We start from the raw sequence: 22,978 nt of genomic DNA, 5'->3' as shown, positions 1-22,978 counted from the left end.
GACTAGTCATTGGTTCTGCGGTGTTTGATAAAGTAACCCGTCAGGTTCAGCGCGATCAGAAAATGATGGAATAGATTAGGGATCAGGCCATAGTACTTACTGAAGATCCTGAAACGCTCCTTCAGACTGTCCATGTGTTTTTTCTTGGAAACACCGCCAACCAGATATTTCGCAACATAGCGGTGTGTATTTACGGTAAGCTTTGCTTTTTTTGCTGCTTTAATGATCCAGTCTATATCAGAACTGTATTTGTATTGAAGATCATAAGGTTCGGTCAGACTCTTTTTAATATAAATGGCCTGGTGGCTGATGTTCATTCCGTATCTGAAACTTTTCCAGTTGAAATTTTCAGGAACCTGATGCCGCCTTCTGCCCAGGCTTTCCCAGTTTTCGTTATACATTTCTGTCTCGCCATAATAGATATCTGCCTGTTCTGCAGTATGGAATACGGCAGACACGGTATCTTTGTCGTAGATCTCATCACCAGAATTCATGAATAGAACATAATCGCCGCTCGCAAGTGCCAGGCCTTTGTTCATCGCATCGTAAATACCTTTGTCTTTTTCAGACAGCACTTTAGCTAATTGGGATCTATAGTTGTTGATCACTTCGAGCGTTCCATCGTTGGATGCACCATCTATGATGATATACTCGATGTTTGTATAGGTTTGATGTAATACAGAAAGCATCGTGCGTTCTATGTCCTTTACATTATTGTATACGATCGTAATAACGGTTAACTTAGGTTGCATGCAGGGTTTAGATCAGCGCGGCTGTAAATTGATAAGAGATTGGTACAAAAGTAAGTGTTTTTCGGCAATAACAGCTGGAGAAAACTGTGTCAGAATTGTTCTGCGTGCCTCTTTTTGAATTTCTTCCTGGTTTTGGTGAAGGTATAACCACTCCATGCCATTGGCCAGGTCTTCTGAAGATTGATAGTCGGCAAGATAGCCGTTCTCCAGGTGTTTCACCATATCCGGGATACCCCCGGTTTTAAAAGCAATAACAGGCGTTGCACAGGAAAGACTTTCCATGACTGTATTGGGAAGGTTGTCCTCCAGTGAGGGGGTAAGGAAGGCATCTGCTGCTGAATAACATTTGGCCAGGTGCTCGTCATTACTAATGGTGCCTAAAAAGGTAGTTTTAAATGGAAATTCGGGCATTTCTGCATTTTCCTTGTTTCCAAAAATCACCAGTTCGATATCTTCTTTACGGATACCTGGTCTTTTCGAAAAGCTGTTTAATGCCTCTACAAGGTAAGAGGTGCCTTTGTGTTTGTCATTTTTTGAAGGCATAAAACCGCTCATTAAAACGAATTTTTCGGGAGCAATTTTTAAGATCTTTTTTGCTTCTGTTTTAACATATGGCTTAAAGACGGTTATTTCTATGGTGTTTGGTATCACGTCTATATGTCTTGCGCCCATTAAACTGCTGATTTTTACAGATTCGGCCATCCAGTTACTGGGTGCGACAATATGGTAGTTCAGGTTCGAATAGGCTTTCTTCTTGCGGAGCCAGTTCTTATGGGAAAAATCATTTTCTCCGCTAAATTTTAGCAAGGGGCAATGACCGCATTGCTGGTGGTAGTTTTCGCAGGCATAACGTACATGGCATCCTCCTGTGAAAGCATTGCTGTCATGAAAAGTCCATACAATTGGTTTGTCCAGATCGTCGAGTTGAGCAAGTAGCTTTGGTGTGAGAAAGCCATGGTTGATCCAGTGCAGATGGATAATATCTGCCTCTTTGACCACACGGTTTTTCACAATAGACCGCCCAAACCACTGCAGGGAGAAGGGAGTTTTTAAGGCTTTGGAAAAAAATTTGGAAAGGTACCGTTCTGCAAGGATGTTAAATATGGCAAGTGCTTTTTGTATGGGCGATTGACTAAAGGTTTTCGTTCTGGTGCTCTCCTTGAACTGAAAATAGACCATCACCTCAGATTGGACGCCTGCTGTATTTAGAGCATCACTTAACCTCAGGCATGCCCTGCCCGCGCCTCCATTTCCTTCGTAAGTGTTTATGTGTAATACTTTCAATTGCCCCAAAATAAAACTGCCCGCGTATGCTGAACATGGTTAAAAAATAGCTTCCGGGCGAAAAATACATAATATTGCTTAGTTTTCTTCAAATTAAACCCCTGAAAAAAATATTACTGATACATTTGCAAAAATGTATGGAGCTAAGATTCCGTAAAATAAGGCGGGCAGCAGCAGAAATTTTAAAGGACATAGAAAGATAAAATACGGATGGAAAACCTGTTAACAGACAGAGAATTTTGGGTGAACTACTGGGAAAGCAAAACAGATCTATCTGTTAATATCCCTGAAAATTATTTATTTAGCAAAGAGCTTAAGGATGTTGTGCAAAACCAAGGCTTAAAAAGTGCGATTGAACTGGGCGGTTTCCCTGGTTACTACGCGGTTTTTTTGAAGAAATATCTTCATTTAGAGGTGACCTTGCTGGATTATTTTGTTCATCCACCCATTACCAATGAGTTGTTGCAAAGCAATGGACTGGAGGAAAGTGATATTCACATCATCGAGACGGATCTTTTTAAATACGTTCCTGAACAAAAATACGACCTTGTTTTATCCTGCGGGCTGATTGAACATTTCAAAGATACGGCTGATATCATTAACCGGCATATTGCTTTTTTGAAGCCAGGTGGTACGCTGTTTATTACTTTACCCAATTTCAAAGCAGTAAATGGATGGTTTCAAAGGAAATTTGACAAAGACAATTATGATAAGCATAATATTGATTGCATGGATCCTGAATTGTTGGCAGGTATTTGCCGGGCAGCTGGATTGGAACAGGTAGAAGCGGCGTATTATGGGCATTTTAGCTTGTGGCTTGAAAACGAAAAACAAAGGTCATTCGCTGTCCGGATGTTTAAGAAAATACTTTGGACAGGAGGGAAGGTACTTACAAAGATCTTTCCTTTTAACTCCAGACAGCTTTCTCCTTATATTGTTTTACAGGCGAAAAAAAGCGGGACTTTGTAGTTCCGGAATGGCTGCGTTAGGTAAATGCTTAAACAGTAATCAGCCTAGCTTTTCTTTGATCAGTCGTTTAATGCGCTGCCATAAACTTCCCTTTCTATTGGATAGGAAATGTTTAATGGCCTCGTAAGCTTCTGGATTCTCTTTGATCTCTGTTGGAAAGGTTTTGACCGGTTTTGGGTTGATCACCACATTATAGATGTCGTTGATGCCGGAATGAATGCCAGAGCCGTCATGTCCTATATTGTTGACCAGGGATTGTGCAGGGTTTAAAGTTAAGCCGCCTTTCAGGAAGATTGATGCATACCAGCGGATAGCCCATGAATTATTTCTACCCTTTTTAAAGTCTTGCATTTGCTTCCAGAAGTTCATGGTCTTCTCAATAGAGAAGGCATTTCTTTTTGGGGCGTCAAATTGCTTCAGCAGTACGTCGATATTGGGTTCAAAATGTTGCCAGGCTCGCTCCCAGGTTGCCCAGCCCCAGCTGGTTGCGGCGCGGTAAAAGAAAGATTCGGGCAATTGCTTGTCTTTTAGCGGATACATGTAAGCACCTATATGCATCACCTTTTCTTCTTTTCTGTATACGTTCAGTGCTTCGTTAAAATAGGTGAGTGTATGCGGGGAGCTGATCAGGTCATCTTCAAAAACAATGATCTGTCCGTAGTCTTTAACCAGGCGGCTTACTCCGGCGATTATTGAATTGGCCAGTCCCAGATTCTCTTTTCGTTCGATGATCTCTACGGAACGGAAACCGTCGACAGTTTTTAGATAATCCCTCAGCTCTTGTACCTTTTCCTGATCTGCGGGAGTTTTAGGTCCGTCAGAAAAAATAAACAGACGACTTTCTGCAGCCAGTTCATTCTGCTGCAAAAACTTCAATGTACGTTCTGTATGTTTAGGCCGGTTGTAAACGAATAGGGCTATGGGGGCGAGATGTTGCATTTCCTAAATATCCAGACAGTTTTCGGTACGGTAAAAAACAGAGGTTGCTTTCAGGTAGAACAGTCCTGGCGAGATGCCAGAGAAAGAAAGTTCTTTGAACTGATTTTCTTTCAGGAAGCTTCGGGCTTGTTCGTATTCCGGACGTTCAGAGTCGTCCAGGACGATTACTCCGGAAGGGCTAAGGGCTTGTATACTTTCTATGCAGCAGTTCACCCTGTCGCGTCCGTCTACAATAATAATGTCGAACTTTGTGCCCAGGAGTCTGGCTTTTTTACTGTATTCTCCTCCTCTTTCGAGCTTGGTAAAGATCATTTCGGCATTTTGGGGTTTGGTGCCTGCAATCTTATGATACCAGCTCTCGTCATGCTCTACCGAAACCACTTTACTTACACGTTGTGCATAGAATAGGGTTGAGCTCCCAGAGCCGTATTCAAATACCGTTTGAGATTTGTTCAGCCTGCCGGTAATAAAGTCAATAAAGGAATAAGTTACCCATGGAAGGGCTTCACCATTGCCATCAACGGCTTGTTTGGTGTCAAATGCCCTGAACCATCCAATACTGGCGAGGTAACCTTTATGGCCATAAGATAAAAGAGCGGCGAGCCGGTCTGGCTTAGAAAGTAGGGTAGCTAATGCTTTTAGTTTACTCAACGTTTTATTATTTTTTGAAATGCAGAGATCAAAAATAATGATTTTAACATCATTATACCCTGCTGTCTTGTTTTAGGAATGAATAAAATATAAAAAGTAGAGACCACGCAGGCGATGAGCGTCGCGATTGAAGCTCCAATGCCTCCATAGCGTGGAATCAGCCAAAAATTCAATGCAATATTAATCAGGGCGCCTGCTGCTGTTCTCTGAAAGGAGATCAGAGTATATCCTTCAGCCATCAGGTACTGGGAGCTGGCAATTCCGAAAAATACAAAGATGCCAGACCAGATATGGATGCTCAGCATAGTGCCGGCTCCGGTAAAGCGGTTCCCGTAGAGCAGGTGGATAATGTCTGTTCCAAGAAAACTGATCAGAATGGCCACCGGTAGACTTATGAAGACCAGGAGGTTATACAGATTGTTGAGGCGTTTATGGTACCTTTCCGGATCTGTTTTTCTGGCATTGATCAGAGCTGGAAAAACAGAGGTGACAATAGCCATGGGGATAAAATACCAGGCCTCACTTATTTTTGCAGCGGCACTGTAAATCCCAACTTCGGCGCTGCCTTCACTTTTAAGCATGACCTGGTCAATCTTCATATAGATCGAAACCATAACCGCAGAAAGAATCAACGGAAAAGATTGTTTTAATAAAGATAATGCACGCTTAGAACGGAAATTCCATGTTGTTATTTTTAAGCCTCGCTGATGGTAGATTAAAACCAGTCCGGCTGCCAGGATGAAACCGTCAAATGTGAGGGCTGCTGCAAACCAGATCAGAGGGGCATCGATCCAAACCAACAGAATTTTAACCAGTGCCGACAGAATGACACAGATGTTTTGGACATGTACTACATATTTGGATTGAACCTGGGATTGAAAATAAGAATCTATGACATTAAAAGATTTGAAAAAAGAAGCCAGGGAAAGCAGGGCCACAATAGCCGTTAGGGGCTTGCCTGGTTGCGCGGAAAAATGGTGGAAAACAAGGTAAAGACCAATGCTGAGTGGAATAAGGATAACATTGACTCCAATACGCAGCCAGAGTGAAGTGCCCAGAATTTCATCTCTTTTTTCAGGTTCGTTAATGATTTCCCGAATGATAAAGGAGTCGAGCCCCAGGGTGCCGACAGCTGCAACAATTGCAGTTAACGCATCAGCAAAACTCAGGTCTCCAAAAGACGCAGGGCCCAGATAACGTACAATCAGGAAACTCACCAGCATGCTGAGTATTTTGCCAAACATCAGCCAGCTGGTGTTTTTGAAATACTTGCTAAATGCGGCTTCATCAAAACCTTTAAGTCCGGGGATTTTCATTCTTGCAAAGATGTGAAAATTGCAGTTATTGGGCGAAGCTTTTCTCTATCCTGTGCAATTGTTTTAAATGGTGCTTTAAATGAACCTCGGTAAAGCGAAACCATTGCCGGGCACTGAGGTAACCCAACCGCGGGTGTTTGGATTTAACATTGTCCCTGGCCCTGGGGATTTGTTTATAGCCAGCTTCCAGCTGTTTTTCAAATTGGCCGATCAGGTCTTGTGCTTCTTTTTTGGTGATGACTTTTGCTCTGCCCTCCAGTTGTTTGGGGATTTTGTACCGTCCGGGAGGCAAAGCGCCAAAGAAAAGAATAAGTTTTACTGCAAATGCGGTCGGCTTATCCTTTCCTTTTCCATTTAGACAATCTTCCAATGCCTGCAGTGATAAGAGACTTGCGTCAAAAATATGCGCATATACTTCACTGTAAGACCAGCCGCCGATGGCAGGCGTGGCCTGGAACTGGGCATCACTGATGCTTTGCAGCTTGTGGTTGTAAGCATCTGAAATCCTTTGCAGGGAAGAGAAAATGGTGGCTGTATTCATTTTAACGGGTTGAGGGTGCATTCTTTAAAAAGTCCATCAATCCATCCTGTCCGTGGAGGAATTTGAAGCTATTTTTTAAAGTATAATAGTTGTTCTTGTCTACCGTTACGCTGTAGGCTCTTTTTGCAACGTCCAGCCCCTGATCTTCAAAGTCAAGGGAGCGAATGATCTCTCCAACTTGTTTTGTGCTGAAATAATTGCTCTTTAGGGTGATGTCTATGATCCTGATCCTGTCTTTGTCGAAATGTTCTGCCCTTACGGAGTTCATGAATTGTGTGAAATCTTCGGAGTTCATGGCGTAACCCCGGTCGGGATAACCAGGCTCGGCATTTAGACTGCCGTCCCAGTCATCAAGAAGATACTGGCCCCGGCTAAGTACGGCAAGTGCTGAGCTGATCTGAAATCCACGCCTTTGAGAATAAGAGGCGATGATCCTTTTATTGCCTTCCAGGCGGATGCGTTGTTTAAAGACGGGCCGGTTTTCCTGCAGTATGGTGAGCACTGGGTTTTGGTCCGAAACTTCGAAGAAGCGGAATCTGCCCTGTGAAGATCCGGCATATTCTTCATTCAGGTAAACGGTAAATCTTCCCCGGTCAGAGATTTCAAGAAACAGTTCCGAGGTCTGAGCCCTTCGCTGGGCAAAAATTGCGGTAGTTTGCAGCAGTACAGCAAACAATAAGATGATCTTTTTCATTTGGTTTCATTTGTGTGTAGAAACCATATTACGAATCTCATACCACGATAACGGAATTTTAGAAGTACTGGAGTAATTCTTCCAGGTGATGGATTTGCCATTCTACATATTCGGGTGCTTCTTTCTTCAGCGGATTGAAGAAAATAGCCTTCATTCCAAAGTTTTGGGCGCCGGTAATATCCGCTTCCAGACTGTCGCCAATCATAATGCTCTCTTCTTTTAGAGCTTCTGCTTTTTGTAAAGCATGTTCAAAAATGGCCTTGTCGGGTTTGTTGACGCCTACATCTTCAGAAATGATCACATTTTTGAAATAAGGATTCAAAGCGGAAACTTCCATTTTGGTTAGGGTACTTTCTTTGAAACCATTGGAAATGATATGTAGGCTGTATTTTTTTTGCAGGTAAGAGAGTACCTTTTCTGAGCCCTCAAATAAATTTGTTTTGGTTGGAGTGATCCGGACGTAATCGTCCTCAAATTGCTGCGGTATATGATCGGGGTGTATGCCCAACTGGATAAAGGTACTGCTGAATCTTTCAGACCGAAGGGTTTCTTTGCTGATCTTGCCTACGTGATAGGCGGCCCAGAGCCGGTGGTTATTTTCTGTATAGGTCTGGATGAACTCTTCTGTAGAAGTTAAACCGAGTGTTTGAAGCTGGTAGGTCTGATAGAGTTCCTTCAGAGTTTCTTCTGCATTTTTATCGAAATCCCAGATCGTATGATCCAGGTCAAAAAAGATATGTTTGATCATGATTAAAGTTTTGGGCCATAGGCCAGGTCGCCGGCATCTCCAAGGCCGGGAACGATATAGGCTTTTGTCGTCATCTCTTCGTCTATTGCGCCTACCCACAGTTTGGCATGGGGAAGATTAGCCCTGACATGGCGAATGCCTTCGGCACTGGCAATGGCAGTTACGATGTGAAGTTCTTTGATACTGAAACGGTTGAGTAATTCTTTGCAGCAAATCACCATACTTAGACCTGTGGCAAGCATGGGATCTGCAATGATCACTGTCCTGTCTGTAAGGTCTGGTGAAGAAATATATTCCATCTGGATCTCAAAATCACCGCTTTTGTGCGTTTTTCTGAATGCGGTAATAAAGGCAGAGTCTGCCATGTCGAAGATATTCAGTAATCCTTTATGCATAGGTAACCCTGCGCGAAGGATGGTAGCCAGCACGGGTTGCTGCACAAGTTGTTTGCTTTCTGCAATTCCAAGCGGGGTTTGTGTCTTTGTTTCCTCGTAGCTTAGGGTTTTGCTGATCTCAAAAGCAAAGAATTCCCCCAGTCTCTCCAGGTTCTTTCTAAAGCGCATTGCATCTTTCTGTATGTTTTCATCCCGAAGTTGGGCAATAAAAACATTTGCAATAGAATTGGTTTTACTGAGGTCGAATATCATTAGGCAAAGATAAAAAATTGCTTAACATTTCTGTGTAAAGCTTTCTTGCGGTCCGGCCTTTTCCACTATTGATCAGGGTGTCCTGGTGCCAGGTCATGTGCAATTTTCCTTCCAGTAACTTGACCGTGTCAACAATGTTTTTCCATTGAGCGAGGGTAGGGACAATTCTGATGTGTTTATCATTAGAGAGGCTGCCGTCATTAATGGCCACTGGATGCACAATGAGGTGCGTGGTTTTTTCCAGCTGAAGATCATACCATGGAAAAGGAGTACAGGTTCCTGCTCTAAAGCCGGTTGTATGCTTATAGCCCATGCGATAATCGTTAACTGTTCCTGCTTTCAGGAGCTGAAGGTAGCTTTGCGGGAGATTGATCTGTCCGTCGCATTCATGATCTTCATCTTGACTGGGTTTGAAAAAGAAGCGTGCTTTGATTCTGTATGGCTCATGTACGCCGTTTACAAAAGCTTGTATGTCTTTGGCCTTCCTGTCTTCAGTTTTGTCTTTTCTTAAAACAGCAGTCACCTTTCGAAGTAGGTTAACGGTGGTTTTAAACAAACCGTCTGAGCTGGAGGTGCCGGGATACATACAAATTAAGGGTATGAAGTCGAAATTCTTTTTTTCGAAAAAGAGATTGGGGTGCTTTTTCAGCAGGATATTTTTCAGGATCAGTGCCCAGGCATCAATTACGGGGATTTGCAGCAGTTTTAACTTGCTTTGAAGGCTGTATTCGGGCGGATAATGACCGTCTGCATCGGGGTGAAAAGGCAAATACTCTTCATATCGGCTGATAAAGTAAAAAGAAGCCGCAAAGAGGTCGAAAGGCAGCGTGCTGCCGGTTACGGCAAAGGGGACGATCGTATCTCCGAATGCAGTGGTTTTAAAACTGGTTTTTACGATGGCGTGGGAAAGCAGCAGGTCTGTGTTTTTAAAAAACAGTTCGTCGCCTACCGGCTGATCTGCATAACTGATCTTTGGGAGTGTGGATGCTTTGAATTCTGCCAGGTTTGAGCTGAAGCCAATCTGGGTTTTCAGGACATCATTAAAGATAAAATTAAAAATATATCTTATCCGGGGCGTTAGTATCGGTACATAGGCCAGTAGCTTCATGATGACCATAAAAATAAGATTTTTATTTAAAAGCAAGCAAGCCCTCCGGAGATTTCCTTCGTAAATAATTTCTTATCTTTGATTTGATGAAATTCAAACTCGTATCAGATTATAAACCTACAGGAGATCAGCCCAATGCCATCAAGCAATTGGTGGAAGGGGTAAACAATCAGGAGCACTATCAGACGCTGCTTGGTGTAACAGGTTCTGGTAAAACCTTTACCGTTGCGAACCTTATTGAGCAGACGCAGAAGCCAACCTTGATCCTGAGTCATAACAAGACTTTGGCCGCACAGTTGTATGGAGAGTTTAAGCAATTCTTCCCGGAAAATGCGGTGAATTATTTTGTTTCCTATTATGATTATTATCAGCCTGAGGCTTATATGCCCAGTAGCAATACCTATATAGAAAAAGATCTGAGTATCAACGAAGAGATTGAAAAACTGAGGTTAAGGACGACCTCTGCTTTAATGTCTGGTAGAAGGGACGTGATTGTCGTTTCCTCTATTTCCTGTATTTATGGTATGGGAAACCCGGAAGATTTTTCCAGGTCTGTATTTCGTTTCTCCGTAGGAACAAGGATTTCCCGCAATTCTTTTCTGCACAGCCTGGTAGAAATTCTGTATGCCCGGACCATTAATGATTTTAAAAGGGGTACTTTTCGGGTAAAGGGAGATACCGTGGATATCTTTCCTGCCTACCTGGATAATGCGTACCGGGTTTCTTTTTTTGGAGATGATATTGAAGAACTGAGTGTGATCGATCCGGTGACGGGCAAGACCCTGGAGAAACTGGAGGATATGGCCATTTACCCGGCCAATTTGTTTGTGACACCTAAAGACCGGTTTAATTCTTCTATCTGGGGCATTCAGGAAGAACTGGAGATCCGGAAGAACCAGCTGATCGAAGACCGGCAACTTCTGGAAGCAAAAAGACTGGAAGAACGGGTGAATTTTGATATAGAGATGATGAAGGAGCTGGGTTATTGTTCCGGTATTGAAAATTATTCCCGTTTCTTTGATGGCCGCTCACCAGGAATGCGCCCCTTCTGTTTGCTGGATTATTTTCCTGATGATTATTTAATGGTGATTGACGAAAGCCATGTCACTGTTCCTCAGATCAGAGCGATGTATGGAGGAGACAGATCGAGAAAGATGTCGCTGGTGGAATATGGTTTCCGCCTGCCCTCTGCTTTAGACAACCGTCCTTTGAATTTTGAGGAGTTTGAACGTCTGGCACCACAGACGGTTTATGTAAGTGCAACACCGGCCGATTATGAACTGCAGAAATCAGACGGGATATTTGTAGAGCAGGTAATCCGGCCTACGGGTTTGCTGGATCCTTTGATTGAAGTGCGGCCGGCAGTGAACCAGGTGGATGATCTGCTGGAAGAAATAGAAAAGACCATCAAGATGGGGGATCGGGTATTGGTGACGACTTTAACCAAACGTATGGCAGAAGAGCTGACTAAATACATGGACCGGCTGAACATCAAGGTGCGTTATATTCACTCAGAGGTGAAGACACTTGAGCGTGTGGAAATCCTTAGAGGGTTACGTTTAGGGGAATTTGATGTGCTGATCGGGATCAACCTGTTAAGGGAAGGACTTGATCTTCCTGAGGTATCTTTTGTGGCCATACTGGACGCGGATAAAGAAGGGTTTTTACGGTCTGACCGTGCCTTGATACAGACCATTGGACGTGCAGCGAGGAACGACAGAGGAAGGGTAATTATGTATGCGGACAATATGACAGAATCTATGGAAAGGACCATTGATGAAACCAACCGCAGAAGAGAGAAGCAAATTGCTTACAACCTGCAACATGGAATTACGCCTAAAACAGTTGGTAAGAGTAGAGAAGCTATTTTAGAACAGACTTCGATGCTGGATTTCTCTGAGAATGCCACAAGGGCTAAAGCCTATGTAGAGGTAGATGAAGTGAGTATTGCGGCAGATCCGGTGGTGCAGTATATGACCAAAGCAGAAATGCAGAAGTCTATAGATAAAACGCGTAAAGAAATGGCTAAGGCTGCCAAAGACATGGACTTTCTGCTTGCCGCAAGGTTAAGGGACGAAATGTTTGCCATGGAAAAAGTATTTGAGGAGCGTTTTGGCAAGTAAATTGAGTATAGTAAAGATTAAGTAATGGACGGAAAGAACAGAAAAGACATTTATCCCGGTTTAGAGGTGGATATTATTTTGAAAAAAGACCAGAGATCTGGTGCCTTGACCAGGGGGATTGTTGCAAATTTATTAACTTCTTCTCCTTTTCATTCCAGGGGTATTAAAGTGCGTTTGGAGGACGGGCAGGTAGGCCGGGTGGCGCATATTGTGGAGGAAGATTAATTGTAATGTAAGTGCAATAATCTGGTTGAAACTGTAATAATCAAAAATGAATTCCGTCATATTTGTAAACATTAAGACGAATTAACATGGGAATAGTGAAATTTCTTTTTATAACGATATTGGTGATGTGGGTGATCAGGATGCTTTTGAAACTGGTTTTCCCGCTTGTGCTCAGAAATATTTTTAACAATATGCAACAACAGGCCAATGGTGCTCAACAAGCTCCAAGAAGACCTGAAGGCTCTATCTCTATAGATTATATGCCACCGAAGCCTAAGGCTGGAAATGTAGATAAGCTGGGTGATTTTGTAGACTACGAAGAGGTTAAATAATTATAATTTTTTTTAAAAGGCGGGAAAGAGATCAATAAAAATTATCTAAGTTTGGGGTTAGTTTAAATATTAAATAACCCTAATGAATACTTGGTTTAAAAGAAATGGCATCCACGTTGCCATCGCCGCATTTTTCGTAATTATCTGTTTCGCCTATTTCAGCCCTGTATTGCAAGGCAAGGGACCGGCTCAAAGTGATGTCCTGCAGGCAAAAGCGATGCAGAAAGAAATTATGGACTACAAAGCTAAAGATGGTAAAGGACCTCTTTGGACCAATCAGATGTTTGGAGGTATGCCAGCTTATCAGATTTGGGTTCAATACCCAATGAATGGTGCAACTTATGTCATTTCTGCAATTAAGACCATATTGCCAGATCCTGTGGATGTGGTTTTATTGTATCTGTTGGGCGCGTATTTACTGTTTTGTGTATTAAAGGTCAATCCGTATCTGGCGGCATTGGGGGCAATAGCTTTCGCTTTTACCTCTTATAATTTTATCATTATTGCTGCGGGGCATAGCAATAAGGCTCTGGCCATTGCTTTCTTTGCACCGATTCTGGCTTCGGTCATTTTAACCCTCCGTGGAAAGCATTGGGTGGGAGGAAGCTTGTTTGCACTGTTCCTCGCTTTGGAGATCAGGGCCAATCACATCCAGATGACTTATTATATCTCGCTTGCATTGGTGATTTACCTGGCAATTGAATTGTATCATGCCTGGAAAGAAAAGAAGCTGTCTGCATTTGGGCGGGGTTTAAGCTTTTTAGCTATTGGTGCTGTATTGGCACTGATGGTGAATGCAAGTACTTTATGGACAACTTATGAATATGGAAAGGAATCCAACAGGGGGAAATCTAATTTAACGACAGATAAAGCTGAAGAAAAGAATGGTCTTTCTAAAGAATATGCTTATGGCTGGAGCCAGGGTGTTGGGGAGAGTTTTACCTTTCTGATTCCAAACCTTTATGGTGGGGCGACCAGTATTGATGCACTGGTAAAACCGGAAAGCAATGCCTATAAGTCTTTACAGTCATTGACTGGTGGCGATCCTACGCAGGCGATTCAACAGCTGGCCGGACAGATTGGTTATCAGCAGTACTGGGGTGGTAAACCGGGTACTTCAGGTCCGTATTATTTTGGGGCAATTATCTGCTTCCTGTTTGTTTTTGGGCTGCTTGTGGTAAGAAGCCGTTTTAAATGGTGGGCCTTGGGCACAACCATTTTATTTATGCTGCTTTCTTTTGGAAGTAATTTCCCGTTGATATCCGATTTGTTTTTTGATTATTTCCCGTTATACAATAAGTTCAGGGCGGTGGAATCTATTTTGGCTGTGGTAGGGCTAATGGTTCCGGTTTTAGCTGTGCTTGCGATTAAAGAGGCTACAGAAAGTAAGCTGGAACAAAAGGTGCTTCTTAAAAAATTAACGATTGCTGCGGCAATCACCGGAGGGTTCTCCTTGTTGGTTGCTGTTATACCAACCGTATTTTTCAGTTTCACCAGTGAGAACCACCAGCGTATGCTGGAGGCGCTTACCCAGATTCTGCAGAACAACCGTGGAGAAGCGTTAAAAGTTGCGAATGCTTTAGTGGCGGATCGTGTTGATATTGCTCGTGCAGATGCCTTGAGATCTGTACTTTTTATAGCGATCGCTTATGCATTGATCTGGGCATTCATCACTAAAAAAATGAATCTTCAGCTGGCATTGGTACTGCTTGGTTTTGCTGTTTTGATCGATATGTGGCAGGTAGACCGCCGTTATTTAAACAACAATAATTTCGCGAGTAAATCAGACCTGGCCAATCATTTCCAGCCCCGCGATGTAGATACGTTTATTATGGCGGATAAAGATCCTGATTTCAGGGTAATGGACCTCACAACTTCTACTTTTTCAGATGCGAGCGCTTCCCAGTTCCATAAAACTGTGGGTGGTTACCATGCGGCTAAATTAAAGCGTTTCCAGGAGTTGATCGATAATCAATTCTCAAAAAGTGTGAACCAGGATGTGTTGGATATGTTGAATACGAAGTACATTATTACACAAGATCAGCAAAATGGTTCTTATAAAATGCAAAGAAATCAAACCGCTGCAGGAAATGCATGGATTGTACAAAATGTACAATTTGCCAAAGATGCAGATGAAGAGATGAAGGCCATCAGTAGTTTTGATCCAAAAAAAGAAGCCATTGTGGATGTTCGATATAAAGATCTTATTGATGAGAAAAAGGTAACAGGTGGTGGTGCAACAGCCATGATCACGCTGGACAGTTATCATCCGGACAATTTGGTTTATTCTTATAGTGCGCCTTCAGATGTAATTGCCGTTTTTTCTGAAATTTATTATGATAAAGGCTGGAATATGTACATCGATAAGGAGAAAAAACCTTATTTCAGAGCTGATTATGTACTGCGTGCAGCACAGCTTCCTGCAGGTAATCATAAAGTAGAGTTTAAATTTGAGCCTGTTTCTTATTATGCAGGAGAAAAGATCTCCCTGGCAGGATCTGTTTTATTGCTGGCCGCATTGGGCTTTGCATTTTACGGAGATAAGAAAAAGAAGGCCGCTTAAGCATTATTTAAGCGATTTGTAATAAAGGTTATTGTCATCAGGCAATAACCTTTTGTTTTTTTAATAATATTCTGTTAATGGCTTGTTAACCTGTGTATTGCATATTTGTGTCCATAAACTAAAGATCTATGGAGGAAATGATCGTAATAGGATGTGTTATTGCTCTGGTTGCCTTCTTTTTTAGTCCTTATGATCTGAAAATGGATGACGATGACGTCTAAAAGAGAAGTAGAAATTGCAGTCATTTCGGACGTACACCTGGGTACTTACGGCTGCCACGCCAAAGAGCTTTTAAAATATCTGAAAAGCATTAAACCTAAAATGTTGATTCTTAATGGGGACATTATTGATATCTGGCAATTTAGCAAAAGGTACTGGCCGGAAACACATATGAAGGTGGTTCGTAAACTGATGAAATTTGTGGTGGAGGGGGTACCGGTATATTACCTGACAGGCAACCATGATGAGCTCTTACGTAAATTTGCAGATATGCACTTAGGGGCTTTTCATTTGCAGAATAAACTGGTTTTGGAAATAGATGGTAAAAAGGCCTGGTTCTTTCACGGAGATATTTTTGATGTCACCATGCAGCATTCCAAATGGCTGGCGAAACTTGGTGCCGTAGGATATGATACCCTGATACTGATCAATAGTTTTGTGAACTGGGGCCTGAAGATTTTTGGAAGAGAAAAAATGAGCTTTTCGAAAAAGGTAAAAGAAAGCTTTAAGGATGCTGTAAAATTTATCAACAGTTTTGAACAGACGGCTGCGGAGCTTGCTGTTGAAAAAGGCTATGAATATGTGGTTTGCGGTCATATTCATCAGCCGGAAATGCGTGGCATAGATACCGAGAATGGCAGGGTAACCTATTTGAACAGCGGAGACTGGATTGAAAACCTGACCGCTCTGGAATACTACAACAAGGCCTGGAAAATATTTAAATATGAGGCCAAAGATTATGAAACGGATATAGAGGAAGAAGGAATTCTTTCTGATAGCGAGGATTTACATAGTAAACTGGATATCAATGTATTATTGCAAAAGATCAAATTAGAAATTGTCTAAAGGCTAAAATTTACAGATATTCGGTGCGGATGAAGATATTATATGCGATTCAGGGAACTGGAAACGGGCACATCAGCCGTGCCAGAGAGATTGTTCCATTGTTACAACAGCATGGTGATGTGGAGCTTCTGATCAGCGGAACGCAGGCAGATGTGAGGCTGAGCCAGCCTGTTAAATATCAGCTTCATGGTTTTAGCTTTATTTTTGGCAAAAAGGGTGGTGTTGACCACTTCGAGACCTGGAAGACCATGAACCTTCCTCGCTTTGTAAAAGACATGAGGTCTCTTCCTTTAAAGGAGTACAATTTGATCATTAATGACTTTGAGCCGGTAACCGCCTGGGCATGCAGGCTTAGAGGGATAGAAAGCGTTGGTTTAAGTCATCAGGCGTCTTTTCAGTCTCCCAAAGTACCTAAGCCAAAGAGTATAGACTGGGCACAGCTGGTAATGAAATATTATGCACCTGCAACACATTATGTAGGGTTTCATTTTGACCGGTATGATGACTTTATATACACACCGGTGATCCGTTCGGAGATCAGGAATTTAATGGTTTGTGACCTTGGTCATTATACAGTGTACCTTCCGGCTATAGACGATAAATTTCTTGTCCCATTGTTGAAGCAGATTCCAGGAGTGAACTGGCAGGTCTTTTCCAAGCACTCAAAAGTTAAATATACAGACGGAAATGTCCAGGTTGCGCCTGTAAACAACGAAGAATTCAATGCAAGTCTTGCGGGCAGCTCCGGATTGTTTACCGGAGGTGGATTTGAAGGCCCGGCTGAAGCTTTGTTCCTGGGTAAAAAATTGTTGGTTGTGCCCATGAAATTTCAATATGAACAACAGTGTAATGCCTTTGCCTTAAAACAATTCGGTTTGCCTGTGATCTGGGGAAGTAATAAAGACTGGTTGCCAGTGATCAGGGACTGGGTGGAGCAGCCTCAAAAGCATAAATTTTATTTCCCGGATGAAACAGCTGCAGTAATTGATAAAGTTGTAAAGGAGTTTGCCAGATAATTTCCTTTACTTTGCCTTTAGTATACAGGCATGATCAATCAGTTCAGAACACTAAACCCAGTAAACCTGCTTATCTTATTCGCATACACCTTTTTTATGCGGATGGCGATATTCATAGATTTGCCGCCAAGGCTGAACTTTGAATTCCTGGAGCCCTTTGCCAAATTTTTTATCCAGATTCCAATTGAAAACAGCTTCTCTCCGGGAGCGAATATTTTCTTTGCGGCCATTTTGATCTTTGTACAGGCCATTCTGTTTAACCGGATTGTCAATAATCATGGCTTGCTCAATAAACCAGGATATTTGCCTGCTTTGTTGTACATCACCAGTGCGAGTTTATTTATGCCTTTTCTGGTTCTGAGCCCAACTTTGATCTGTAATTTTTTACTGATCTGGATCATGGATAAATTCCTGAAGATTGGAAAAACGCCAAATGCGATTATGATCATGTTTGATATCGGGATGATCATTGCTGTAGGTGCTCTGATTTATTTTCCTTTTATTGTGATGCTGCTGATGCTTTGGCTAAGCTTGCTGTTGTACAGATCTTTCAACTGGAGGGAATGGGTTTCCGGTCTGGTGGGATTTTTGACCATATTCTTTTTTGTCGGGGTCTTTTATTACTGGCATGACGATATTGCATTATTTTATAAGATATGGCTTCCATTAACCAATAAGTTTCCGTCTGTTTTTAAAATTCATTATAACGATTATCTGGTGCTGGTCCCTGTGGTGATCATGATGATCCTGGCGATGATCCAGTTGAGAGAGAATTTTTTCAGGAGCTTTATCAGTACAAGAAAGGCTTTTCAGATGTTGTTTTTTATGTTTATCCTGGCTGCGCTGAGTTTTTACATTAAACCGGACTTTAGGTTATTCCATTTTTTATTGTGTGTGCCTCCGGGAGCAGTCTTGCTGGCTTATTATTTCTCAAATGCCACTAAGCGTTGGTTTTATGAAAGTCTGTTCCTGGTTTTTGTGCTTACAATTCAGTACTTTTTGTTCGTTTAACTTTTTTTAACAAATTGATCCCTTGAAACTTGGTAAAGATTAATAGCTTTGTGCCATGAAGTTTGGAGGGTATGACCGGGAACTCCTGGAATTATAAATGCATAATCTGGTAATAGATATTGGCAACACCAACAGTAAAATAGCTGTCTTTAAACAAAGAGAGCTGATCCACTTTGAATCAGTTCAGCAGCTTGATCGGCGCAGGATAGCGGAGATTACAGAAGAGTTTGAAATTAGTCATTCGGCCATGTCCAGTGTTGGTGAAGCGCATGCAGAAGTTGTCGCATTTTTGAAAGAGAATACGAATTATACCGCGTTTTCTACCCGCATAAATACGGGGGTAAATAACCATTATAAAAGCATTTCAACTTTAGGTCTGGACAGGTGGGCAAAGGTTATTGCTGCACATCGGTTCTATCCGGGAGAAGATTGCTTTATGATAGACGCAGGGACTTGTATCACTTATGATCTGCTGAACGGCCAGTCGGAATATTTTGGCGGGAGTATCAGTTTGGGTTTTAAAATGAGGTTCCAGGCGTTGCACCATTATACCGGCAGGTTGCCGCTGGTGAAATGGGAAAATGAGCAGAAGGAGATCCCGTTGGGATCAGATACCAATAATGCTATATTGAACGGTGTATTGCAGGGGGTGGTCAATGAAGTGAAGGGCTTTATAAGCGATCAGTATAACAAGAACAATAGTGTGAGGATAGTGATAACGGGAGGGGATGCATCATTTTTGATGGAACAGTTGAAAAATTGTGATTTTGCCTCCAGGATGATACACGAGCCTTATTTAGTATTAAAAGGATTAAATGAAGTCATTGCATTTGAATATGTACAAAAAAATTAGTTATATCGCCGCGGTTATGGTTGTGCTGACCGGCATGACAGTTAAAGCGCAGGTTACCACGCAATCACCCTATTCAAAGTTTGGTGTTGGAAATATTAAGGGAATGTTGCTGCCGCAGTTCAGGGCAATGGGTGGAATCTCAACCGGTGTATATAAACCAAGCGATTACTACAGCAATGTCAATATGCAGAATCCTGCATCTTATCCGGGTATTGATCTTACAACAGTAGATGTGGGCATGAGTTTTGGTCTGACGAATTTAAAAAGCGGCAACACTTCTGAAAGCAGTTTCAACTCTACTTTAAGCCATTTGGTGATTGGTGTTCCGGTTAATAAACATTCAGCAATGAGTTTTGGTGTGGTGCCTTATTCAGAGCTGGGTTATCAGTTTACAAATTCTGCCACGCTGACTGGAACAGGTGCGAATCCTTCGAGTCAGAATGTGAATTATATCTACTCCGGAGAAGGAGGTTTAACAAAAGCTTATATCGGATATGGTTACAGATTTGGTCATTTGAATCTTGGTGCCAACGCAGAGTACCTGTTCGGAAATATGCTGCAGTCCAGATCTACGGAAATGGTGACGCCTACAGATCAGGTAGACAATTCTCTGAACTCCCGTATGCAGAATAAAAACAGTGTAGGTGGGATCAGTTTTTCTTATGGAATGCAGTACGATATTCCTTTGAATAGCAAAACATCTATTATTTTAGGTTATTCTGGTTCTTCGGCTTCAACAATTAATTCTACAAAATCTTACATTGTTACTCAATATACCAAAACTGCTGCCGGAGATGAGAATACAGCAATTGACTCGCTGATCTCTACAGAAAATGGTAAAACCAATCTTAAAATGCCTTTAATCCATAATTTTGGTTTTTCTATTCAGAAAAAGAATAAGTGGATGGTTGGGGCAGATTACCGTATGGGAAAATGGTCTAAATTCAGTATAGATGGTGTAAACCAAGGCTTGCAGGATACCTACGGATTCTCTGTGGGTTCACAGATTACTCCAGACATCAATTCCATCGGAAGTTATTTCAATCGCGTAGATTACCGTGTAGGTTTTCAATATGACAAGACCTATATTCAGTTAAATAACCAGGATATTAAACAAATGGCGGTTACTTTTGGCTTTGGACTTCCAATGGCCCGTGCCGCGACTACGCTGGCGATTTACAAGATCAATTTTACGACAGAATTGGGTAGAAGAGGAACGACCAGCAATAGCTTGCTTCAGGAGAACTACATTAATTTTCACTTAGGCTTTACCCTGAACGAAAAATGGTTCAGGAAGTTTAAATTTGATTAATGAATTACTCTGGTATTCGATACGGACTGCTTGTACTTGGTTTAATTCAGGTCTTACTGCTATCGTGTACTGATGACGATTTGAAAAAGGCAGCAGCCATTTCGGCTGGAAAAGTGGCCCTGACCAAAGACCGTTCGTTAAAGGTGGAGGTTATTTACAGTGATTCCGCAAAGGTAAAGGCCAAGGGCTTTGCGCCCATTTTGGATAAGGTGAGTCCCAAAACCGGAAACCAGTACCAGGAAATGCCTAAAGGGGTAAAGATCGATTTTTATGGTGATCTGCAAACCAAAACAGGTAGTATCACTTCAGATTACGCCATTATGAAGGAGACGGAACAACTGACGATTTTCAAAAAAAATGTGGTGGTGGTTACAGATAACATGACTTTTAAGACCGAGGAATTGACCTGGGACCAGAATAAGAAGATGTTCTATTCGCCAACAGGAACAGTGCTGAAACCGGATGGATCTTTTGTAGATGCAAAAAACTTTACCTCTACACAGGATTTTAGTCAAACCACCTTCGAACAGGGTTCTGGCGTTACTTATTTTAAAGGGGATTTGAGCCAGTAAGGAACCAAATTTACAGGTCCTTATTTCCTTAATTTTTAAATACTTATTCAAATACATTTTAATATTTTCTTTTTTTGGCAAAAGTTGTATCTTGCGCCCTCTTAAAAAAAATTATAAATAAGAATTATTATGGGTTTAATGACATTTTTGCGTAATCGTGCAGGCTTTATCCTTATTGGCTTTATCGGTTTTGCAATTGTTGCATTTTTATTGGGCGATGCAATAAAGGTAGGCAAGCCTTTCTGGGCTGATTCGCAAAGAGTAGTGGGATCAGTTGACGGAGAAGAAATCGGCATCGAAGAGTTTGGTAAAAAAGTAGAACAGAGCGAAGCGCAGTTCAAGCAGCAATATGGAGGAAGTTCCAATCCTCAGATGCAGGCTATGGCTGTTGAAAATGTTTGGAATGGCGAAGTGGCCAATGTCCTGCTGTCAAAAGAGTACAGCCGCTTGGGCTTAAATGTATCAAGTGATGAACTTTTTGATCTTTTGCAGGGTAAAAATCCAAGTCCTTTAATCGTACAATATTTTGGTAATCCTAAAACTGGCCAGGTAGACCGTGCTGCGGTTCTGAACAGCTTGAAGCAACAGTCTAAGAATCCTCAGCTTAAAGAGCAATGGGATCTTTTACAGGTTGAGGTTGAAAAACAAGCTTTACAGCAGAAATACGGAAATCTGATCAAAAATTCAGTGTATGTAACTTCCCTGGAAGCAAATGATGAGTACATCAACAGAAATAAGCTGGCTAAATTTAACTATGTAAGTTTAGATTATGCTTCTATTGCGGATGCTTCGTTAAAATTGTCTGAGTCTGATTATTCAGATTTCTACAATGAGAATAAAGCACGTTTCGATAATCCTGCTGAGACAAGATCATTCGAATATGTGTCATTTAGCGTGAACCCTACTAAGGAAGATTCTGCTGCAGTGAGAACGCAAATTGAAAAATTAGCCGGTGACTTTAAAACCGCAAAAAATGATTCTTTATTTGCTGCAATTAATTCTGACGTAAAAGTTCCGTATACGTATGTTACTAAAGGTAAATTGGATCCGGCTGTAGATTCAGCTGTGTTTGCATTACCTGCAGGAAGTTTCTATGGACCAAAACTATCGGGTAACTCTTACAAATTAGTTAAGGTGATTGATACCCGTTTTTCACCAGATTCAGTTAAAGCCAGCCACATCTTAATCGATGCAGCTAAAGCTGGTGGAGTAGATAAAGCGATCAAATTGGCAGACTCTCTAAAAGCGCTGGTGGAAAAAGGTGGTAATTTTGCCGCATTAGCTGCGCAGTACAGTATAGACGGTTCTAAAGATAAAGGTGGAGAGCTGGGTACATTTGCCCGCGGACAAATGGTTCCGGAATTTGAGAACGCAGCTTTCAACGGTAAAGCAGGCGATCTTAAAGTGGTTCGTTCACAGTTTGGTGTTCACCTGATCAAAATTGAGAAACAAGTTGGCTCTTCTAAAGTGGCTAAACTGGCTTATATTGAGAAAAATTTAACTTCAAGCAGCAAAACTAAAGATGCAGCGTATAAAAAAGCAACTGGCTTCCTGAATGAAGTAAAAGGTGATGACTTTGCGCCCCTTGCTCAGAAAAAAGGGTATACTGTGGGTGTTGCAGATAAAGTAACGGCTAGTCAGGGGTACGCTCCGGGGCTTGATAATCCACGTCCTTTAATTAAAGATGCTTATGCAGCTAAAAAAGGAGACGTTCTTGCGCAGGTTTACCAAATGGAGAATGCTTTTGTTGTAGCTCGTTTAACAGCGATTAAACCTAAAGGTCAGTTGTCTTTGGAAGATGTTAAAAAAGACATCGAGCCTTTAGTACGTACAGCTGTAAAAGGTAAAATGTTAACTGAAAAATTAAACAATGCATTGAAAGGTGCAGGAAGTTTAGATCAGGTTGCACAAAAAGTGGCTAAACCAGTAGTACCGGTAGAGAATATTGTTTTTGGTAATCCTGTGCTTCCGGGCGTGGGCCAGGAAAACAAATTGATTGGTACTGTATTCGGTTCTGCTGTAAATAAAATTTCCAGCCCTGTTGCGGGAGATCATGGTGTTTATGCTTTTACAGTAAGTGCATTTAGCAATCCTGCTCCATTGGCTAATACATATAAACAAAAAGAAACTATGTTACTGAGTGTTGGACAGCGTGCGTTAGGTGCAGCGTTCCAGGCACTACAGGATAAAAGCAAGATAAAAGACAATAGGGTGAAATTCTATTAATCTTATTTTACGTAATTTTGTAACCGGAAGT

22 protein-coding genes are annotated in these 22,978 nt (G+C 41.8%); 12 read left to right on the top strand and 10 right to left on the bottom strand.

Going from position 1 to position 22,978, the window contains the following annotated elements:
- Positions 1-2 precede the first annotated feature (2 nt).
- Positions 3-752, bottom strand: a complete 750-nt coding sequence (locus R2S08_RS03460; protein ID WP_316833877.1) for a glycosyltransferase family 2 protein — start codon at positions 750-752, stop codon at positions 3-5.
- Positions 753-764: 12 nt separating this feature from the next.
- The gene (locus R2S08_RS03455; protein ID WP_316833876.1) at positions 765-2,036 is read right to left on the bottom strand and encodes a glycosyltransferase; all 1,272 of its coding nucleotides are present in this window, start codon (positions 2,034-2,036) and stop codon (positions 765-767) included.
- A gap of 210 nt (positions 2,037-2,246) precedes the next feature.
- Here R2S08_RS03455 and R2S08_RS03450 point away from each other — a divergent pair, with 210 nt between their 5' ends.
- Positions 2,247-3,005, top strand: a complete 759-nt coding sequence (locus tag R2S08_RS03450; RefSeq protein ID WP_316833875.1) for a class I SAM-dependent methyltransferase — start codon at positions 2,247-2,249, stop codon at positions 3,003-3,005.
- Positions 3,006-3,044: 39 nt separating this feature from the next.
- On the opposite strand, the gene R2S08_RS03445 is transcribed toward R2S08_RS03450, so the two are convergent.
- From R2S08_RS03445 to R2S08_RS03410, 8 genes are read right to left on the bottom strand one after another with little or no spacing between them, the layout of a single operon-like run.
- On the bottom strand, positions 3,045-3,944 hold the full coding sequence (locus R2S08_RS03445; RefSeq protein ID WP_316833874.1) for a glycosyltransferase: 900 nt from the start codon (positions 3,942-3,944) through the stop codon (positions 3,045-3,047).
- A 3-nt stretch (positions 3,945-3,947) separates the two neighbouring features.
- Entirely contained in the window at positions 3,948-4,595 is a 648-nt protein-coding gene (locus R2S08_RS03440) for an FkbM family methyltransferase (RefSeq protein WP_133779317.1), read from the bottom strand.
- Positions 4,592-5,911, bottom strand: a complete 1,320-nt coding sequence (locus tag R2S08_RS03435; RefSeq protein WP_316833873.1) for a flippase — start codon at positions 5,909-5,911, stop codon at positions 4,592-4,594. The genes R2S08_RS03440 and R2S08_RS03435 overlap by 4 nt, the downstream gene beginning before the upstream one ends.
- A gap of 25 nt (positions 5,912-5,936) precedes the next feature.
- Entirely contained in the window at positions 5,937-6,452 is a 516-nt protein-coding gene (locus R2S08_RS03430) for a DinB family protein (protein ID WP_316833872.1), read from the bottom strand.
- Position 6,453: 1 nt separating this feature from the next.
- On the bottom strand, positions 6,454-7,146 hold the full coding sequence (locus tag R2S08_RS03425) for a DUF4476 domain-containing protein (protein WP_316833871.1): 693 nt from the start codon (positions 7,144-7,146) through the stop codon (positions 6,454-6,456).
- 58 nt (positions 7,147-7,204) lie between these two features.
- Positions 7,205-7,894: a YjjG family noncanonical pyrimidine nucleotidase gene (locus R2S08_RS03420; RefSeq protein ID WP_316833870.1), complete on the bottom strand. Its 690-nt coding sequence runs from the start codon at positions 7,892-7,894 to the stop codon at positions 7,205-7,207.
- 2 nt (positions 7,895-7,896) lie between these two features.
- Entirely contained in the window at positions 7,897-8,541 is a 645-nt protein-coding gene (upp, locus tag R2S08_RS03415; protein ID WP_133779322.1) for a uracil phosphoribosyltransferase, read from the bottom strand.
- Positions 8,522-9,658, bottom strand: a complete 1,137-nt coding sequence (locus R2S08_RS03410) for a DUF7033 domain-containing protein (RefSeq protein WP_316833869.1) — start codon at positions 9,656-9,658, stop codon at positions 8,522-8,524. The genes upp and R2S08_RS03410 overlap by 20 nt, the downstream gene beginning before the upstream one ends.
- 77 nt (positions 9,659-9,735) lie before the next feature.
- Between R2S08_RS03410 and uvrB the strand changes: the two genes are divergently transcribed.
- The 11 genes from uvrB to R2S08_RS03355 all read left to right on the top strand — a co-directional run bounded on the left by uvrB (position 9,736) and on the right by R2S08_RS03355 (position 22,947).
- Positions 9,736-11,772, top strand: coding sequence for an excinuclease ABC subunit UvrB (gene uvrB / locus R2S08_RS03405; RefSeq protein WP_316833868.1), 2,037 nt, complete (start codon positions 9,736-9,738; stop codon positions 11,770-11,772).
- A 24-nt stretch (positions 11,773-11,796) separates the two neighbouring features.
- Positions 11,797-11,997, top strand: coding sequence for a YwbE family protein (locus tag R2S08_RS03400; RefSeq protein ID WP_108550174.1), 201 nt, complete (start codon positions 11,797-11,799; stop codon positions 11,995-11,997).
- An 86-nt stretch (positions 11,998-12,083) separates the two neighbouring features.
- The gene (locus tag R2S08_RS03395; RefSeq protein ID WP_316833867.1) at positions 12,084-12,329 is read left to right on the top strand and encodes a DUF4834 domain-containing protein; all 246 of its coding nucleotides are present in this window, start codon (positions 12,084-12,086) and stop codon (positions 12,327-12,329) included.
- Positions 12,330-12,411: 82 nt separating this feature from the next.
- Positions 12,412-14,892, top strand: coding sequence for a hypothetical protein (locus tag R2S08_RS03390; RefSeq protein ID WP_316833866.1), 2,481 nt, complete (start codon positions 12,412-12,414; stop codon positions 14,890-14,892).
- 210 nt (positions 14,893-15,102) lie between these two features.
- Positions 15,103-15,957, top strand: a complete 855-nt coding sequence (locus R2S08_RS03385; protein WP_316833865.1) for a UDP-2,3-diacylglucosamine diphosphatase — start codon at positions 15,103-15,105, stop codon at positions 15,955-15,957.
- Between the two features lie 29 nt (positions 15,958-15,986).
- Entirely contained in the window at positions 15,987-16,973 is a 987-nt protein-coding gene (locus tag R2S08_RS03380; RefSeq protein ID WP_133779327.1) for a glycosyltransferase family protein, read from the top strand.
- Positions 16,974-17,075: 102 nt separating this feature from the next.
- Entirely contained in the window at positions 17,076-17,984 is a 909-nt protein-coding gene (locus tag R2S08_RS03375) for a DUF6427 family protein (protein WP_316833864.1), read from the top strand.
- 97 nt (positions 17,985-18,081) lie between these two features.
- The gene (locus tag R2S08_RS03370; protein WP_133779329.1) at positions 18,082-18,837 is read left to right on the top strand and encodes a type III pantothenate kinase; all 756 of its coding nucleotides are present in this window, start codon (positions 18,082-18,084) and stop codon (positions 18,835-18,837) included.
- Complete coding sequence (locus tag R2S08_RS03365) at positions 18,821-20,149, top strand: hypothetical protein (protein ID WP_316833863.1); 1,329 nt, start codon at positions 18,821-18,823, stop codon at positions 20,147-20,149. Before R2S08_RS03370 ends, R2S08_RS03365 begins: the two co-directional genes overlap by 17 nt.
- Positions 20,149-20,721 carry an LPS export ABC transporter periplasmic protein LptC gene (gene lptC / locus R2S08_RS03360; protein WP_316833862.1) on the top strand — a complete coding sequence of 191 codons (573 nt, stop codon included), beginning with the start codon at positions 20,149-20,151 and terminating at the stop codon, positions 20,719-20,721. The genes R2S08_RS03365 and lptC overlap by 1 nt, the downstream gene beginning before the upstream one ends.
- Before the next feature lie 129 nt (positions 20,722-20,850).
- Positions 20,851-22,947, top strand: a complete 2,097-nt coding sequence (locus R2S08_RS03355) for a SurA N-terminal domain-containing protein (RefSeq protein ID WP_316833861.1) — start codon at positions 20,851-20,853, stop codon at positions 22,945-22,947.
- Positions 22,948-22,978 lie beyond the last annotated feature (31 nt).

The organism is Pedobacter nutrimenti, from assembly GCF_032678445.1.
GTDB classification, from domain to species: Bacteria; Bacteroidota; Bacteroidia; order Sphingobacteriales; family Sphingobacteriaceae; genus Pedobacter; species Pedobacter nutrimenti_A.
The sequence above is the reverse complement of the archived record's forward strand: the minus strand, read 5'-3'. Positions and strand labels throughout refer to the sequence as shown.